This window comes from Pseudomonas sp. NUPR-001 (genome assembly GCF_052147955.1).
Taxonomy (GTDB): domain Bacteria; phylum Pseudomonadota; class Gammaproteobacteria; order Pseudomonadales; family Pseudomonadaceae; genus Aquipseudomonas.
In genome coordinates this window covers 2,710,829-2,727,907 of the sequence record NZ_CP197353.1, presented here as the reverse complement: position 1 = coordinate 2,727,907, position 17,079 = coordinate 2,710,829, and the positions used below count along the sequence as shown (strand labels likewise).

The window sequence follows — 17,079 nt, the reverse complement described above, 5'->3', positions numbered from 1 at the left end:
CCTGCCGACCCCGCGTTATGCCTGCTGGCGGGCCTGCAACAACTGGACGAAACTCGACAGGTTCTGCGACACCGTACCGCGCCGCCACACCAGCCAGGTATGCAGGTAGCGAAAGTCTGCCGACAACGGCCAGACACTCACCGTGGCGCACCCCGGCATGCTCTCCAGCATGCTGCGCGGCATCAATGCCAAACCGGCGCCGGCGCTGACGCAGGCGAGCATGCCGTGATAAGACTCCATCTCGTGGATCTTGCCCGGCACGGCGGCATCGGTACTGAACCAGCGTTCAAAGTGGTGGCGGTAGGAACAGTTGGCACGAAAGGCATAAATGCTCTCGCCATTGACATCCTGGGCACGGCTGATCGGTGTATGGTTCAGCGGCGCAATTAACACCATTTCTTCTTCGAACACCGGCACCCCGTCGAGGGTGGGGTGCAGTACCGGGCCGTCGACGAACGCCGCCACCAGCCGCCCAGACAGCACACCCTCGATCATCGCCCCGGATGGCCCGGTGGAAAGGTCCAGTTCAACCTTGTTGTACTGCTGGTTATAGGCCGCCAGCAGCGCCGGAATGCGCACCGCTGCGGTGCTTTCCAGCGAACCGAGGGAAAACGGCCCCTGCGGCTCTTCACCGGCAACGGTCACCCGTGCCTCTTCAACCAGGGCCAGAATGCGCCGGGTGTAATCGAGAAAATTCCAGCCGGCAGGCGAAAGGCGCAGGCGGCTCTTTTCGCGAATGAACAAGTCAACGCCCAGGTCGCTTTCCAGCTGCTTGATCCGGGTGGTGAGGTTCGACGGCACCCGATGGATATGCTGGGCGGCAACGCTGATGCTGCCGTGCTCGGCCACGGCCTTGAAGATTTCCAGCTGAACCAGGTCCACAGCATTCTCCAAACGTGAATGAAAGGCTCATTATTATTCAGTTTCCACAACATGCACAGCCCTCTACTCTGGCGCCATTCCCCTCTTCTTGCAGGACAGTGCCATGACCGCGTTCTCCAGCCACACCCACGCTGTGTCGATCAACCCCGCCAATGGTGAAGCCATTGGTCACTACCCCTACCAGTCTGAAGACGACCTGGATGCGGCGCTGACGCGCGCTAGCGCCGGTTACGCAAAATGGCGCCGTACCGCGGTCAGCGACCGCGCGCAACTAATCCTCGGCCTAGCCAGCGCGATCCGTAACAACGCCGCCGCCATGGCCCAGATGATCACCCTGGAAATGGGCAAACCGCTGGCTCAGGCCCGTGGTGAAGTGGAAAAATGCGCTCAGCTGTGTGAGTGGTACGCCGCCCAGGGCCCTGGCATGCTCAACGCCGAATCGACCCTGGTCGACAACGGCACTGCACGCATCGAATACCGTCCGCTGGGCCCGATTCTGGCGGTGATGCCGTGGAACTTCCCGGTCTGGCAGGTGCTGCGTGGCGCGGTGCCGGCCCTGATCGCCGGCAACACCTACGTGCTCAAGCACGCCCCGAACGTCATGGGCAGCGCCTACCTGCTGCTCGACGTCATCAAACAGGCCGGACTGCCGACGGGCGTGTTCGAGGTCATCAACGTGACCCCCGACGGCGTTTCCCAGGCCATCAAAGACCCACGCATCGCCGCCGTGACCCTGACCGGCAGCGTGCGTGCCGGCATGGCCATCGGCGCCCAGGCTGGTGCTGCGCTGAAAAAATGCGTACTGGAACTGGGTGGCTCCGACCCGTTCATCGTCCTCAACGACGCCAACCTAGACGAAGCGGTCCGGGCTGCAGTGATTGGCCGTTTTGCCAACACCGGGCAAGTCTGCGCTGCCGCAAAGCGCTTGATCGTCGAGCAAGGCGTGGTCCAGGCCTTCACCGAGAAGTTCGTCGAAGCCACGCGCCAGTTGGTGATGGGTAATCCGCTGTCGGAACAGACCTACCTGGGCCCGATGGCACGGTTCGACCTGCGCGACGAGCTCGATGAGCAAGTCCAGGCCACCCTTGCCGAAGGCGCCACCCTGCTGCTTGGTGGCCACAAAGTCGAAGGCGCAGGTAACTACTACGCCCCGACCGTACTGGCCGATGTCACCGATCAGATGACCTCGTTCCGTCAGGAGCTGTTCGGGCCGGTCGCCTCGATCATCACCGCCCGCGACGCTGGCCACGCCCTGCAACTGGCCAACGACAGCGAATTCGGCCTGGCCTCAACCATATACACCCAGAACCTGGAACTGGCCGCGCAACTGACCAAGGAACTGGACACTGGCGGTGTGTTCATCAACGGCGTGTGCGCCTCTGACCCACGGGTGACCTTTGGCGGGGTGAAAAAGAGTGGCTTTGGCCGCGAGCTCTCGCACTTTGGTGTGCGTGAATTCTGCAACGCACAAACCGTGTGGCTGGACCGCCGTGGCTGAGTGACCGGCGGTCAGGTCAGGCTGGCGTTGGCGTTACGGGCAATGGGCTAAACTCTAGGTCGGGGGCTGGCAAGGCAACGCAACCGGAGGTGCACCATGAGCCAGTACCAACGCCTGTTCCTGATCGTCGGCGCCGATATGCGTCACACCCCGGCACTGGAGCGCGCTGCCGCCCTGGCGCATGCCACCGGTGCCACCTTGCATATCAGTGCCGTGGTCGAGGAGCTCGATACCCTTGGCCTGCTCAGCGGCGACGAGCACCGCAACCAGTCCCGCGTCGAAGACAGCCGCCAGTGGCTCGCCGACGAAGCCACCCTGTTGCATGAAAACGGCATCCGGGTCAGCACCGAGGTCACCCTGACCCGCGATCTGGTCGGCGCCATTCTGGCTCAGGTCAACGAGATCGAGCCCGACTTGCTGATCAAGGACGTCCAGCACGAACCGGCGTTCAAACGCCTGCTGTTCACCCCGCTGGATTGGCAGCTACTGCGTGAATGCCCATGCCCGATGCACTTTGTCTCCGCCGTGCATTGCCCGCTGCCGCGCATTGTCGTGGCTGCCGTCGATCCGACCCACCCCGACCACCCACACAACGACCTCAACGAAACCGTCATCCAGGCCGCCAGCGACCTGGCCCGCCAATGCAACGCCGAACTGCACCTGCTGCATGTGTGCGACAGCGCGCATACGCACATGGCCGATTTTGGCGCCGGTACCGTAACCGTGCCGGGCTTTGGCAGCGATGTGCGCAAGTCGATCCACAAGGTGTTTGAACAACTGGCCGCGCGTCACGCGGTGCCGGTGGAGCGTCAGCACTTCTTGTCGGCGCCGATCACCCGCAGCATCGCCGATTTCGTCGCCCACAGCCGCACCGATGTGCTGGTGATGGGCAATCACCCGCGTAAGCTGCTTGAACGCCTGACCGGCAGCACCACCGAGCATGTGCTCGATCACACCCTGTGCAACGTATTGGCGGTCAAGGCCGTGGCCTGACGATCAGTCGTATTCAGCCTCGGCATGCTCGCCCAGCAGGCGCCGTTGACGCGCGGTTGCAGCGGCGAGCACCGCCGGGTTGAACTGCCAGTGCAGGTACGGCGAAAACTTCTGCGCAACCATGCGTCGGCCGTAGTGCACCTGCAGCATCGAGCGGCTGCGGTCGGTGCTGCGGTTGTCGCTGCCGCCATGCCAGAGTTCACAGCGAAACATCAGCGCGTCCCCGGCCCGGCACAGAATGCTCTGCGCCGTCTCGCCGTGCCACTGCTGCTCCCCGGGTGCAGGCTTGCGCCCGGCCCGATGGCTGCCGGGCAACACCCGGGTCGGGCACAGGTCGGCATCAATATCGTCGAGGTAGAACTGAACCGTGCAGACTTGCATGGGTAACTCGAAGGCCGGGTCTGCCAGCAGCGACTCCGGCAATGCCATGACCAGGTAATCCAGATGCAACGGCATGCCCTGATAACCCGGATGGCTGCGCCAGGCGGTTTGGCCGATGATATGACAGTCTTCACCCAGGGCTGCCTCCGCCAGCTCGATAACTCCCGGCAGATCGAGGTAGGTCAGCCAAAATGGATCGCGGTTGAACACACATTTGTAGTGTTCCAGCAGGCCGTTGTAATCCCAGTGCATCGGCGTCAGTGAACCGATCGCCGCTTGTAAGGCTGTAACTTGCCGGGGCTCAAGCACGCCGGGCAACAACACAAAGCCGTCGCGGTGCAAGGCACTCAACCCCAGGCTCAGCACTGCATGCTCATCCATCGCCGCGCTCCTGTCGGGCTGCGGATCAGCCCGTGGCGCCTCTATTATCCAGCGCCTGCCCGCCAGGGGTGGTTAGCCTGACGCACGGCGCAGCCAGTCAATAAAGCGCGCAAACAGTTCAGACTGCGAGTTGATCTCCAGCTTGAGGTAGAGGTTTTTGCGGTGCATGCGCACGGTTTCCGGTGAAATTCCCAGTTCGCTGGCCGTGGACTTGGCCGAGTGGCCACGCAGAATCATGTGCGCCACTTCCCGCTCACGGTCGGTAAGGAGCTGACAGCCGAAGCTGTCGAACGCCGCCTGAATGCTGTTGCCTCCCGCCTCGCCGCTGCTTTGCGTCAGCCCGTGACGGGCGAACCGTACCAGCAGCTCGCGAACCACCGGCTCGACCGCCCGCAACAGGCTTACCTGTTCACCACTCAGGCAGGCGCCGCTGCAGCCTTGAAACAGGCTCAGGGAAATTTTCCGCGAATCGCCGATATCGGCAATGAAGTAACTGTCTTCGCTGCAACCGGTACCCAGGTAATAGGTCTTGTAGTAGTCGCTGTCGAAAAAGTGGTCGGGGGCAATGTCCTGCAAGTGGTAGAAACCTTCGGCCAAGCCGCTTTCCACCGCCAGACAGAACGGATCGAGCAGGTAGCCAGCCGCGAAGTAGCGATTGAGGATGGCGTCGCGGTGCTGTTCAGGGATGCCCTGTTGGTACAGCAAACGTGGTGCCTGGCCTTGGCATTCGAGGCTGATCATCATTGACTCGACGGCCACCAGCTGACTGATCGCCGCGGCCAGGTACTCAAGGGCCTGCGGCGATTCACTGTAGGCAAACGCCTGCTGCAGCGCGCTGTGCCACTGCTGCAGGGCGGCGAAAGTCAGGTGAATGGGGGTCTCGGAGGATGTTTGGCTCATGCCCCGCAGTCTACCGGCTGGCGAGCGCAGCTGCAGCTGTTTGAAGCCGATTTCACCGGTCCAGCCCGCCCCTACCGGTCTGTAGGAGCGGGCTTGCCCCGCGATAAAATCAATCCCCCCCATACAACCCTTCACGCCGCAACTCCTGCGCAGTTTCAACGATGCACTGACGCAACACCTCGACAATCTCGTCCACCTGCGCATGGGTGATGATCAACGGCGGTGACATCACGTTCAGGTGCATGATCGGCCGTACCAGCAAGCCTTTGTCCTGGGCGCGGCGGTGAATGCGTTCACCGATGTTCACCGCATCGGCAAACAAGGCCTTGCTGCGTTTGTTGGCCACAAACTCGACACAGGCCATCAGCTTCATGCAGCGCACGTCGCCCACCAACGGCAAATCGCGCAGGCTTTGCAAACGTTGCTCCAGGTAGCTACCCACGTCGTTGACATGGGCCAGCAGGTTCTCCCGCTCGATGATCTCGATGTTCTTCAGTGCAGCGGTACAGCACACCGGATGACCGCTGTAAGTGAAACCGTGGGTGAAGCAGCGCCCCTTGCCCGGCTCGGCGATGACCTTCCAGATTCGGTCAGAGAAGATGCAGGCCCCCAGCGGCAGATACGCCGAGGTCAGGCCTTTGGCGGTGGTGATAAGATCTGGCTGCACGCCGAACAGCTCTTCACTGGCGAAAAAGGTGCCGAGGCGGCCAAAGGAGGTCACCACTTCGTCGGCAACAAAGAGGATGTCGTAGGTCTGGCACACCTGCCACATGCGCAGGAAGTAATCCTTGGGCGGAATGATTACCCCGCCGGAACCCATGATCGGCTCGGCAAAGAACGCCGCGACGTTGTCCGCGCCAAGCGAGAGGATCTTGTCTTCGAACTCGGCCACGAGATAGTCGAGGAACTCGGCTTCATCCATATCATCCGGCGCCCGGTAGGGGTTGGGGTTGGAGACGTGGTGGATCAAGTCGTGGGCGTAGTCGAACTCCGGCACCCGGTCCGCTGCCTTGTTGCCGATCGACATGGTCAGGGTGGTGGAGCCATGGTAGGCGTTGTAGCGGGCAATGATGTGCTTCTTGTGCGGTTTGCCCCGGCAGTTCTGGTAGTACTGGATCAGGCGGTAGGCGGTATCGACGGCGGTCGAGCCGCCGGTGGTGAGGAACACATGGTCAAGATCGCCCGGCGCCAGTTGCGCGAGCTTTGCGCACAGTTCGATGGCGACCGTGTTGGCCATGTCCGAGAACGGGTTGGAATAGGCCAGTTTGCGCACCTGATCGGCAATCGCCAGGGCCATTTCTTCACGGCCCAGGCCAATATTGGTGCACCACATGCCGCCGACGGCGTCGAGGAAGCGGTTGCCTTCGGTGTCACGAATGTACGCGCCCTCGCCCTCCACGATGTTCAGCGCACCTTGTTCGCGATGCTCGTCGAACATGTGGTAACCGTGCATGTAGTGGGCCTTGTCGGCCTCCACCCGTGGATCATTGTTAAAAGGCAGTGCGACAGCGTTGTTTGACGTAGCCATGGTGGGTTCCTTGGCGATGGGAATTGAGGACAATCAGTAACCGGTCTTGACCGTGCTCCAGACCCGGGTGATCGCGCGCATATCACGGGCATCCTGGGTTTTCTGGGCAAACAGACGCTCGCGGGTGGCGTTATCGGGGTAGATCGCCGGGTCGTTACGGATATCGGCCTGGACGAAGCTGTTGGCTGCCGCATTGCTGTTGGCGTAGCGGATGAAGTTGGTCACTTGAGCCATGTTCTGTGGCTGCAGCAGAAACTCGACGAAGCGATGGGCATTGGCGCTGTGCGGGGCATCCTTGGGCAGGTACAGGTTGTCGAACCAGATCAACGAACCTTCTTTGGGAATGAAGAACGACAACTTGATGTCTTTCTTCGCTTCCTCGGCGCGGGCCTGGGCGATGGCGTAGTCGCCCGACCAGGTCAGCGCCATGCACACATCGCCGTTGGGCAGGCTGGTGAGGTAGTTCACCGAGTCGAATTTCTTGATGTAGGGGCGAATGTCCAACAGCAGTTTTTCGGCGGCCTTGAGGTCGGCGGGTGCGGCGCTGCGGGGGTCTTTGCCGAGGTACTTGAGGGCCAGCGGAATCACCTCGGTGGGTGCATCCATCAGGGTCACACCGCAATCGGCGAAGCGCGAAACGATCTTCGGATCGAACAGCATTGCCAGCGAGCCGATCGGCGCATCGGGCATGCGCGCTTTGATCTTGTCGACGTTGTAGGTGACGCCGTTGCTGCCCCAGGTATAGGGCGCCGAGTATTTCAGGCCCGGGTCATAACCTTGCAGCGCCTGCACCACCTGGGTGTCGAGGTTGTGCCAGCTGGGCAGTTGTTGTTTATCCAGGGGCTGGAACACCCCGGCTTTGATCAGCGGCGGCACCAGCGAAGCGTTGAGCATGACCAGATCGTAGCCAGAGCGGCCGGTGAGCAGTTTGGTCTGCACGGTTTCGTAACCATCGAAGGTGTCGTAGATCACCTTGATTCCCGTGGCCTTCTCGAAATCGGCCAGGGTGGTTTCACCGATATAGTCTGTCCAGTTGTACAACCTGAGTGTGTTGCCGGTGTCCACTTCAGCGGCCAGGGTGGCCGCTGCGGTGGACGCCAACATTACACTGCACATCACCTTCAGTGCCTTGCGCATTAGCAACTCCGTCGTGTGAATGCTCAGGGTGAGCCGATGGACTTACTATCAAGTGATTGTGCCTGGGCGGCCATAACCCGAATGGGTAGGTGGCTGAAAAACATCGCGGGGCAAGCCCGCTCCCACAGAGATTGTGATTCTGGGTGGGAGCGGGCTTGCCCCGCGATAATCCATCAATTACCCATCAAGCCAACGGATACAACGCCTCATCGAACTGCGACAACCGCGGAAACTGCAGTGGCTGATCATCGGCAAGATGCTGCAAGCGCTGCTGGTAACTGCGCAAAAAGTCCTGACGCGCTTCATCGCTGATATACGGCACATGCCAGGCCACAAACGGTTCCAGCACCTCAAAGCCGACATACGCCAGGGTGCCACGCAGGATCGGCCGCAGCATGTCCTCCAGCGGCCCATGAATCGCCCTTTCGCCAAACATGTGTTCGCGCCCGCCGAGGGTGACGGTCACCAGGGCCTTTTTGCCCGCCAGGCCGCCCTGGTCGTAGAAGCGTTTGCCGCCATAGCACACCCCGGACACCAGCACCCGGTCGATCCAGCCCTTGAGCATGGCCGGCGCCGAGAACCAGAAAATCGGGAAGTTCAGCACCACCAGGTCAGCCCACAGCAGCTTGTCCAGTTCCTGCTGGATGTCAGCGGCAATCGAGCCGCTCTTGACCCCCAGGCGCTGCTCCAGGGCGTACACCAGATACTCCGGGTTTTCCCGCGTGGCGAAATCGTCGGCACTGGCCACCGGGTTCCAGTTCATCGCATACAGGTCACTGACCTGCACTTGATGGCCCTGGGCTTCGAAAGTGTGTATGGCGGTGTCACGCAGCGCCGCGGTGAAGGATTGCGGCTCGGGATGAGCATGAACGATCAAGACATTCATCAAGGTATTCCTTAAACAGGTTGCAACGTAGAAGCGGCAGCGCGGCTGGCCAGCAGGCGATTGAGCCAGTCAGGGTCCATTTCCGGCTCCGAGGAAAACAACAGCCCGGTGTAGTCGCGGTGCGGCGGGCTGAAGATGGCGTCGCGGCTGCCGTGGTCGACCACCCGCCCGCGTTGCATCACCAGCACTTCATCGGCGATGGCGCGCACCGTGGCCACGTCATGAGTGATAAACAGGTAAGCCACCCCCAGCTGCTGCTGAATGCGGTTGAGCAGTTTGAGCACGCCTTCAGCCACCAGTTGATCAAGCGCCGAGGTCACTTCGTCGCAGATGATCAGTTGTGGCTCCGCCGCCAACGCTCGGGCAATGCAGATCCGCTGTTTTTGCCCGCCCGACAGTTCGCGTGGTTGGCGCTCCATGTACACCGCAGGGTCCAGCTCGATCATCTCCAGCAGCTCGGCCACGCGCTTGCGCAGGGCCTGACCCTTGAGCCCGAGGTAGAAGCTCAGCGGCCGGCCGATGATGTCGACGATGCGCTGGCGTGGATTGAGCGCGGTGTCGGGAATCTGGTAGATCATCTGGATGCGCCGCAACTGCTCCTTACTGCGACGGCGGAAATCGGCCGGCAATGCCTCACCGTCATACAGCACCTGCCCCGCCGTCGGCGGCAACAGGCCGGTGATCAAGCGCGCCGTGGAGCTCTTGCCACTGCCCGACTCACCGATCACCGCCAGGGTCTGGCCGCGGTGCAGTTTCAGTGAAACATCGTGCAGCACCGGCTGCTGCCCGTAACTGGCGCAGGCCTGGCGCACTTCCAGCAGCGGTAGGGTTTGCGCCGGGCACGGTTTGGGTTCGGTGCGAAAGCTGCGTACCGCCCACAGCGACTTGGTGTAGTCCTGCTGGGGCGCATCAAGCATGCGCCGGGTGTCGGCCTCCTCCACCAACGTGCCATGGCGCAGGACCATGATGCGATCAGCCATCTGCGCCACCACCGCCAGGTCGTGGCTGATGTACAAGGCGGCGCTGCCATAGGTCTTGACCGCATCACGGATGGCCGCCAGCACTTCAATCTGGGTGGTCACGTCCAGCGCCGTGGTGGGCTCGTCGAAGATGATCAAATCCGGGTGGCAGGCCATGGCCATCGCCGTCATCACCCGTTGCAACTGCCCGCCTGACAGCTGATGCGGGTAGCGCTGACCGATCTGCTCGGGGTTGGGCAAGCGCAGCACACGGTACAGTTGCACCGCTTCGGCTTGGGCCTGGGCGCGGTCGATACCGCCGTTCTTCACCGCGGTTTCAACATGCTGGTCGATCAACCGGTGCGCCGGGTTGAACGACGCGGCAGCGCTCTGTGCGACATAGGCAATGCGCAGGCCTCGCAGCTTGCGCAAGGTTTCAGCACGGGCGCCGACCAGTTCCAGGCCATCGAAGCGCACCGACCCGCCGGTGATCCGGCAGCCATCACGCACATAGCCCATCGACGCGAGGCCCAGGGTCGACTTGCCCGCCCCCGACTCGCCGATCAGGCCCAGTACCTCACCGCGTTGCAGGGTCAGGTCGATACCTTTGATCAGCGGGTGCCAGGCGTTTTCGTAGTGCCCTTCGATGTGCAGATCACGGATTTCCAGCAGCGGTTTTTCATTAATCAGCGCGGGCATGCTCAGCACTCCTTGAGGCCGCTGGATGCATGCAGCACCCAGTCCACGACAAAATTCACACTCACGGTGATCAACGCCACCGCCAGCGCCGGCAACAGCGGACTGATGTCCCCGAAGGTGATCAATACCGCGTTATCGCGCACCATGCTGCCCCAGTCGGCGGTAGGCGGCTGAATGCCCAGGCCGAGGAACGACAGCGCGCTGATGAACAGAAACACGAAGCAAAAGCGCAGGCCGAATTCGGCGATCAGCGGCGCCGCAGCGTTGGGCAGCACCTCGCGAGTGACCAGCCACCACAGCCCTTCCCCACGCAGCCGCGCGGCCTCGACATAGTCCTGAACCACCACGGTCATCGCCACTGCCCGGGACAGACGAAACACCCGGGTGGCATCGAGCAGCGCAATCACCAACACCAGCGAGGTCGCGGTGGTGCCGACCACGCTGAGAATCAGCAAGGCGAAGATCAATTGCGGGATGGCCATCAGAATGTCCACCAGGCGCGACAGGCCTTGATCGATCCAGCCGCCCTTGATGGCTGCCACCAGACCACAGAAGCCACCCAAGGCAAAGGCCAGGACGGTGGTCAGGAAAGCAATACCGAGGGTGTTGCGCGCGCCGTAGACCAGACGGCTGAACATGTCGCGCCCAAGGTTATCGGTGCCCAGCAAGAACTCGCCGCCCCAGGGCGCAAAGCCCTCGCCGACCACCTGGGTCTCGCCGTACGGCGCCAGTACCGGCGCGAACACTGCGACCAGTACGTACAGCGCAATCACCAGCAGACCGAACTTGGCGCTCAACGGCGCACGGTGTAATGCGTTAAACAGGCTCATGGCTTACCCCTTCGGATGCATCAGGCGTGGGTTGCTGGCAATCGACAGCACATCCGCCGTGGTATTGAGCAGGATGTAGGTGGCGGCAAAAATCAGGCTGCAGGCCTGCACCACCGGGATGTCGCGCTTGGCCACCGAATCGACCAGCAACTGCCCCAGCCCCGGATAAACGAACACCACCTCGACCACCACCACGCCGACTACCAGATAAGCCAGGTTGAGCGCGACCACGTTGATGATCGGCGCCAGGGCGTTGGGCAAGGCATGGTGAAAGATGATCCGCGCCGGGCTGATGCCCTTGAGCCGGGCCATTTCGATATACGGACTGGCCAGCAGGTTGATCAGTGCCGCGCGGGTCATGCGCATCATCTGCGCAACCACAACCAGGCTCAGGGTCAGCACCGGCAGCAGCGAGCGCTCCAGCACCTCGGCAAAACTGGCACCGGGTGCCAGGTTGGAGATGCTCGGCAACCAGTTGAGCTTCACCGCAAACACCAGGATCAACAGGTAAGCAACGAAGAACTCCGGAAACGACACCGCACTCAAGGCACTGGTGTTGAGCAGGCGGTCGAACCAGCTGTTGCGGTAGAGCGCAGCGAGCATGCCCAACAGCAACGCCAGCGGCACCGACACCAGCGCGGCCAACAGCGCCAGGCTGAAGGTGTTGCCCAGGCGCGCGCCGATCAGGTCGGCAATCGGCCGCTGGTTGGCCAGCGACAAGCCCAGATCACCGTGCAACAGTTGCCAGGCCCAGTGGCCAAAGCGGGTCAGCGCCGGCACATCGATACCCAGTTGGCTGCGCAATGCCGCCACGGTTTCAGGCATGGCAGCCTGGCCAAGCATGGCCTGGGCCACGTCACCAGGCAGCAAACTGACCGCCAGAAAGATGATCACCGACACCGCACACAGCGACAACAGGCCCAGGGCCAGGCGCTGCATCAGCAGTTTGTAAAGACTATTCACCGGACAGTTCCTCGAACAGGCACAACGAAAGGTGGTAGTGCAGCGTCAGCCTCAGGCTTGCCACCAGCGCTCAATCAGCCGCAGACCATCGAGCTCGCCATACGGCGCGGTGGTGCCGCCATGGGTGACGCGCTTGGAGCGGGCCGCCACGGAGCTGGCGAACAGCGGCACGATGGCACCACCGTCGTCGCGGCACAGGGCCTGCATTTCGTTGTACATTTCCTGGCGCAACGGCGCGTTCATTTCACCGCGGGCAGCAGTGAGCAACTGGTTGAAGCGTGGGTTGTCCCAGTGCGTCTCGTTCCATGCCGCGCCTTTGGCGTAACCGATGCTGAACATGCGGTCGGCGGTCAGGCTGCTGTAGAAGAACGACGCGGTGAACGGCTGCTTCATCCACACATTGGTGAAGTAGCCGTCGGCAGGTTCACGCACCACATCGATATCGATGCCGGCCAGGCGCGCCTGCTCCTTGAACAGCACCGAGGCATCCACCGCGCCGGTGTACGCGGCATCGGAGGCCTGCAGGCGCACCTTGAGTGCATCGACGCCCGCCTGACGCAGGTAGAAGCGCGCCTTGTCCGGGTCGTAGCTGCGCTGCTCCAGTGCGCTATTGATAAAGCGACTGCCGGGCTGGATCGGATGGTCGTTGCCAATCTGGCCGTAGCCGTAGAGCACCGAAGCCAGCAAGGTTTCGCGGTTGATCGCGTGCTTGAGCGCCAGGCGGATGTTGTTGTCCTGGAACTGCACGCTATTGGTTGCCATCGGGAAGGTGTAGTGCTGGGCGCCTTTGGTTTCCTCGATCGCCAGGTTCGGGTTGCGCTTGAGCAAGGCCACGGTTTTCAGATCGACCTTGTTGATCACATCGACCTGGCCGGTGACCAGGGCATTGACCCGTGCCGCGCCATCGGCAATGGCCAGCAACTCGGCGCTGGCAAAGTGTGCCCTGCCGGCTTTCCAGTAATCCGGGCTGCGTTCCAGATCCATGCGCACGCCCGGCTCGAAGCCCTTGAGGCGATAGCCACCGGTGCCGACACCGGCCTGCCAGTCGGCTTTACCGTCTTTGGCGGGCACGATTGCCAAGTGATAGTCGGCCACCACGTAGGCGAAGTCGACGTTACCCGAATGCAGTTCGAAGACCACGGTGTTGTTGCCTTCAGCGCGAACCTGAGCAACATCACCCAGCACCGTCTTGGCCGCCGAGGTGGAGCTGTCGCCCAGGTGATGCTGGATCGAGGCGACCACGTCCTGGGCATCGAGGGTCTTGCCGTTGTGGAAGGTCACGCCCTGGCGCAGGAAGAAGGTCCAGATGCGCGCGTCCGGGCTCAACTCCCAACGCTCGGCCAGCTCCGGGATGGCACTGCCATCCACGGCGATTTCGCTGAGGGTGTTGTACACCGCCGAGAAACCGACAAAGGTGAAGGTGTCGGCCCAGGTTCCCGGATCGAGGGAGTCAGTGGTGCTGCCACCGGCCAGGCCCATGCGCAGCACGCCACCGGCTTTCGGGGTGGCCTCCTCGGCCCAGCCGCGCATTGGCAAGCCTAGGGAAAACGCCCCGGCCACTGCGGCGGCGGTGGCGCTGTACTTGAGAAAATCGCGACGCGGCAAGCCAGCGTCGTGCATCGCTTGAGTAATTTTGTTGTTGTTATCGCTCATGGCATTGCCCCTGTTGAAGCGCAGAGAAAAGGATTCAGCCGACTTCGCACGCATCGATGCTGCAAATATTTGTATTTGTCATCGTGACAATTACATTAGACTCAATCCCATACCGCTGCCAAGCCCCTCCAAGGCGCTTTTTTTGTAGGAGCGGGCTTGCCCCGCGATACGCTATGACGGTTACACCGCAATCGCGGGGCAAGCCCGCTCCTACAGGGACATTTTCAAAGGATTCTGCAGAGCATGAGCCAGTCAACCCGCCTGATCACCGCCTCATACATACTCTCGTTCGTGGCCGCCAATGCGCCGCAGAAACTGCGCACCGAGACCATCGCCAAATGGGTGAAGACGCACCCCACCCGCGTGCGCAGCCTGGTCTCGCTGATGGTCAAGGCCAACATCCTCAAATCCTGGCGTGGCGCCCACGGCGGCTTGACCCTGGCCCGCCCGGCCAGCGAAATTACCCTGCGCGAGGTGTATGACGCAGTGCAGGAAAGTTCGTTGATTGCAGAAAAAATCGACAACCCGTTTTCCGGCCTGGAAGACCACTGCAAGGTATTTGAAGTGTTCACCCGCCTGTTCGCCATGCTCGAAGCCAACATGCGCCTGGACCTGGGCGCGATCACCGCCGACCAGTTGTTCGTGGCTTTCGACAAACCACTGGAGCAAGCCGACCAGGCCTAAGTAGGAGCGGGCTTGCCCCGCGAGGCGATATGGCTGACAGATCGCTATCGCGGGGCAAGCCCGCTCCTACAGGCCTGAACAGTTTATTGGCCGATCAAATCTGCACAGCCTTGATCTCAATGAACTCGGCCAACCCCTCTTCGCCCCACTCACGGCCGTTACCTGACTGTTTGTAACCGCCAAACGGTGCCTGGTAATTGAACGCCGCACCGTTGAGGAAACATTGCCCAGCACGCAGTTGCCGCGCCAATGGCAAAGCTCGCTGACGATCCGCCGCCCACACTGCGCTGGACAAGCCAAAGGGTGAGTCGTTGGCCAAATCGATGGCCTGGGCCTCATCGTCATAACGGATCAGGCACAGCACCGGGCCGAAGATTTCTTCCTGGGCGATGCGCATGTGGTTGTCGACATCGGCAAACAGCGTCGGCTGTACATAGAAGCCACGTTCAAAGCCTGGCGCTGTGTCACCGCCACAAAGCAAACGCGCACCCTCCTCCTGACCAATGCGAATGTAGTCCTGCACGGTGCGCCGCTGCGCTGCCGAGCACATCGGCCCGAGAAAGCTCTGCGGGTCTTGCGGGTCGCCCATAACCAGCTTGCTAACTTCGTCCTTGGCGATTTCGACCGCCTCGTCGTAGCGGCTGGCAGGCAGCAGCATGCGGGTCAAGGCGGTGCAGGTCTGTCCGGAGTTGATCATCACGTCTTGCACGCCGTAGCGCACGGCGGCGTCGAGGTCGGCATCGGCGGTAATCAGTAGCGGCGACTTGCCGCCCAGTTCCAGGCACACCCGTTTGACCGTCGGCGCAGCCGCCTGGGCCACGCGTACGCCCGCGCCGGTTGAGCCGGTGAACGAGACCATGTCGACCTGCGGATGCCGAGCCAGGGCCTCACCCACTTTCGAGCCCGGGCCACTGACGAGGTTGAACACCCCGGCCGGCAAGCCAATGGCTTCGATCATTTCGGCCAACAGGAAGGCATGCAGCGGCGTTTCCTGGCTGGGCTTGACCACCACGGTGCAGCCTGCGGCCAGCGCCGGGGCCAGTTTGCCGATCAGTTGGTGCAGCGGGTAGTTCCATGGGTTGATGAACGCGCAAACGCCCACCGCTTCGCGGTACACCAGGGAGTTGCCGACTTCACGGACCTCATCCATCAAGCCCGCCAGTTCGCTGTACTGCGCAAGGCCGGCAATCGGGCCGTCGACCTGTACGCTACGGCACCACTGCACCGGCATGCCCAGTTCGGCGGTGATGACACTGGCCATTTCTTCGGCGCGTGCCTGCAGTTGCGCAACCAGGGCCTTGATGTAGCCGGCGCGTACGCTCGAGGGCGTGCGCGACCAGGCGGCGAAGGCCTGACGCGCCGCCGCGACAGCGCGGTTGACGTCCTGTTCGTCACCCAGCGGCACGCGCCCGGTGACAGTCTCACTGGCCGGGTCGATGACCTCGGCCATGCCCTGCCCCGATGGCACCTGCCAACTGCCGTCGATGAACAACCGTGCATAGTCACGCATGGGTCTTGGCCTCCATCAGTTCCGCAGCACAGCGGGCAATGCGCTGGCACGCCTCGCGCAGCGGCGCCTCGGCCAGTACCAGGCCCAGGCGGATATGCCCTGCCGCACTCGGGCCGAACGCCTCGCCGGCCAGCACCGACACGCCGTAATGGTCCAGCAAGCGGTTGGAAAACGCTTGGGCACTGAGGCCGGTCTCACGTATATCGACCATCACGAACATGCCGCCATCGGGTTTCAACGCGCGCAAGCCAGGGCGATCCGCCAGGCTGTCACAGACCAGGTCACGGCGCTGGCGGTAGGCTTCACGCATGGCGTCCAGTTCAGGCAGTTGTTGCTCCAGCGCCACTACGGCGGCGTCCTGAATGAAGTCGGGCGAACCGTAGAGCATGCACAACGCGAGGTTTTCCAGGTGCGTGGCCAGTGCTGACGAGCCCACGACCCAGCCGACCCGCCAACCGGTCATGGCATGGGACTTGGACAGGCTGTTCAAGGTCGCCGTGCGCTCGGGCATTCCCGGCAGGCTGGCCGGGCTGATGTGTTCGCCTTCGAACAGCAGCTCGCTGTAGACCTCATCGGAAATCAGCCACAGGTCGTGGGCGATGCACAGCTCGGCCAGCGCTTCCCAGGTGCCACGGGGCAAGCTGGCACCCGAAGGGTTGTGCGGGCTGTTCAGGGCCAGTGCGCGGGTACGCGGGGTGATGCGTGCGGCGACGTCCTCGGGGCGCACGCGAAAACCGTGCTCCGAGCGCACCGGCACGGGCACCACGGTGGCGCCACAGGCGCCGAATACCGCTTCGTAGGTGACATACATCGGTTCGGCAACGATGACCTCGTCACCCGGATTGAGCAGGCATTGCGCAACGCAGAACAACGCGCACTGGGCACCGGCCAGCACCGTGACCTGATCGGCACTGACCGCCTGCCCGCTGCGCTGCTGGTGCCGGTTGGCTATGGCCTGGCGCAGGGCCAGTTTGCCGCGGACATCGGCATAGTGGGTGTGGCCGTTGTTGAGGCTGTCGATGGCCGCCTGCACGATCGGTGCGGGGGTGTCGAAGTCCGGGTCGCCCACCGACAGCAAGAGAATGTCCTGGCCTTGCGCCTGCAGGTCCAGGGCCCGGTAGTGAATATCCCAGGCGGCGGCGCCGTCACCGGCAATACGTTGGGTCAAGTCGGAAAAGCGCATGGCAAGCTTCCT

The 17,079-nt window shown here is 62.4% G+C and carries 15 protein-coding genes; 3 read left to right on the top strand and 12 right to left on the bottom strand.

The genetic code is table 11. The features are described 5' to 3' along the window. Window positions 1–15 precede the first annotated feature (15 nt). Window positions 16–882 carry a putrescine utilization regulator PtrR gene (gene ptrR, locus ACP6KB_RS12350; protein WP_442114000.1) on the bottom strand — a complete coding sequence of 289 codons (867 nt, stop codon included), beginning with the start codon at window positions 880–882 and terminating at the stop codon, window positions 16–18. 103 nt (window positions 883–985) lie between these two features. Between ptrR and ACP6KB_RS12345 the strand changes: the two genes are divergently transcribed. Further along, a complete protein-coding gene (locus tag ACP6KB_RS12345; RefSeq protein WP_442113999.1) occupies window positions 986–2,380 on the top strand; it encodes an aldehyde dehydrogenase family protein in 1,395 nt (464 codons plus the stop codon). A gap of 96 nt (window positions 2,381–2,476) precedes the next feature. After that, the gene (locus tag ACP6KB_RS12340) at window positions 2,477–3,373 is read left to right on the top strand and encodes a universal stress protein (RefSeq protein ID WP_442113998.1); all 897 of its coding nucleotides are present in this window, start codon (window positions 2,477–2,479) and stop codon (window positions 3,371–3,373) included. A 3-nt stretch (window positions 3,374–3,376) separates the two neighbouring features. On the opposite strand, the gene ACP6KB_RS12335 is transcribed toward ACP6KB_RS12340, so the two are convergent. The 9 genes from ACP6KB_RS12335 to ACP6KB_RS12295 all read right to left on the bottom strand — a co-directional run bounded on the left by ACP6KB_RS12335 (window position 3,377) and on the right by ACP6KB_RS12295 (window position 13,690). Continuing rightward, the gene (locus ACP6KB_RS12335) at window positions 3,377–4,135 is read right to left on the bottom strand and encodes a phytanoyl-CoA dioxygenase family protein (protein ID WP_442113997.1); all 759 of its coding nucleotides are present in this window, start codon (window positions 4,133–4,135) and stop codon (window positions 3,377–3,379) included. A gap of 72 nt (window positions 4,136–4,207) precedes the next feature. Then, complete coding sequence (locus ACP6KB_RS12330; protein ID WP_442113996.1) at window positions 4,208–5,035, bottom strand: response regulator transcription factor; 828 nt, start codon at window positions 5,033–5,035, stop codon at window positions 4,208–4,210. A 109-nt stretch (window positions 5,036–5,144) separates the two neighbouring features. Continuing rightward, the gene (locus ACP6KB_RS12325) at window positions 5,145–6,563 is read right to left on the bottom strand and encodes an aminotransferase (protein ID WP_442113995.1); all 1,419 of its coding nucleotides are present in this window, start codon (window positions 6,561–6,563) and stop codon (window positions 5,145–5,147) included. 33 nt (window positions 6,564–6,596) lie between these two features. After that, window positions 6,597–7,700: a polyamine ABC transporter substrate-binding protein gene (locus ACP6KB_RS12320; RefSeq protein WP_442113994.1), complete on the bottom strand. Its 1,104-nt coding sequence runs from the start codon at window positions 7,698–7,700 to the stop codon at window positions 6,597–6,599. 184 nt (window positions 7,701–7,884) lie between these two features. After that, on the bottom strand, window positions 7,885–8,586 hold the full coding sequence (locus ACP6KB_RS12315; RefSeq protein ID WP_442113993.1) for an NAD(P)H-dependent oxidoreductase: 702 nt from the start codon (window positions 8,584–8,586) through the stop codon (window positions 7,885–7,887). 11 nt (window positions 8,587–8,597) lie between these two features. Next, window positions 8,598–10,244 (bottom strand): ABC transporter ATP-binding protein, encoded by a 1,647-nt coding sequence (locus ACP6KB_RS12310; RefSeq protein WP_442113992.1) that lies wholly within the window; start codon window positions 10,242–10,244, stop codon window positions 8,598–8,600. Between the two features lie 2 nt (window positions 10,245–10,246). Then, complete coding sequence (locus ACP6KB_RS12305; protein WP_442113991.1) at window positions 10,247–11,074, bottom strand: ABC transporter permease; 828 nt, start codon at window positions 11,072–11,074, stop codon at window positions 10,247–10,249. 3 nt (window positions 11,075–11,077) lie between these two features. Continuing rightward, window positions 11,078–12,037, bottom strand: a complete 960-nt coding sequence (locus ACP6KB_RS12300) for an ABC transporter permease (protein ID WP_442113990.1) — start codon at window positions 12,035–12,037, stop codon at window positions 11,078–11,080. Between the two features lie 51 nt (window positions 12,038–12,088). Next, window positions 12,089–13,690: an ABC transporter substrate-binding protein gene (locus tag ACP6KB_RS12295; protein WP_442113989.1), complete on the bottom strand. Its 1,602-nt coding sequence runs from the start codon at window positions 13,688–13,690 to the stop codon at window positions 12,089–12,091. Window positions 13,691–13,933: 243 nt separating this feature from the next. Here ACP6KB_RS12295 and ACP6KB_RS12290 point away from each other — a divergent pair, with 243 nt between their 5' ends. Then, window positions 13,934–14,374 (top strand): Rrf2 family transcriptional regulator, encoded by a 441-nt coding sequence (locus tag ACP6KB_RS12290; RefSeq protein ID WP_442113988.1) that lies wholly within the window; start codon window positions 13,934–13,936, stop codon window positions 14,372–14,374. A 94-nt stretch (window positions 14,375–14,468) separates the two neighbouring features. Here the strand turns inward: ACP6KB_RS12290 and ACP6KB_RS12285 are convergent, their stop codons facing one another. After that, on the bottom strand, window positions 14,469–15,884 hold the full coding sequence (locus ACP6KB_RS12285) for an aldehyde dehydrogenase family protein (protein ID WP_442113987.1): 1,416 nt from the start codon (window positions 15,882–15,884) through the stop codon (window positions 14,469–14,471). Further along, a complete protein-coding gene (locus tag ACP6KB_RS12280) occupies window positions 15,877–17,067 on the bottom strand; it encodes a pyridoxal phosphate-dependent aminotransferase (RefSeq protein WP_442113986.1) in 1,191 nt (396 codons plus the stop codon). Before ACP6KB_RS12280 ends, ACP6KB_RS12285 begins: the two co-directional genes overlap by 8 nt. Window positions 17,068–17,079 lie beyond the last annotated feature (12 nt).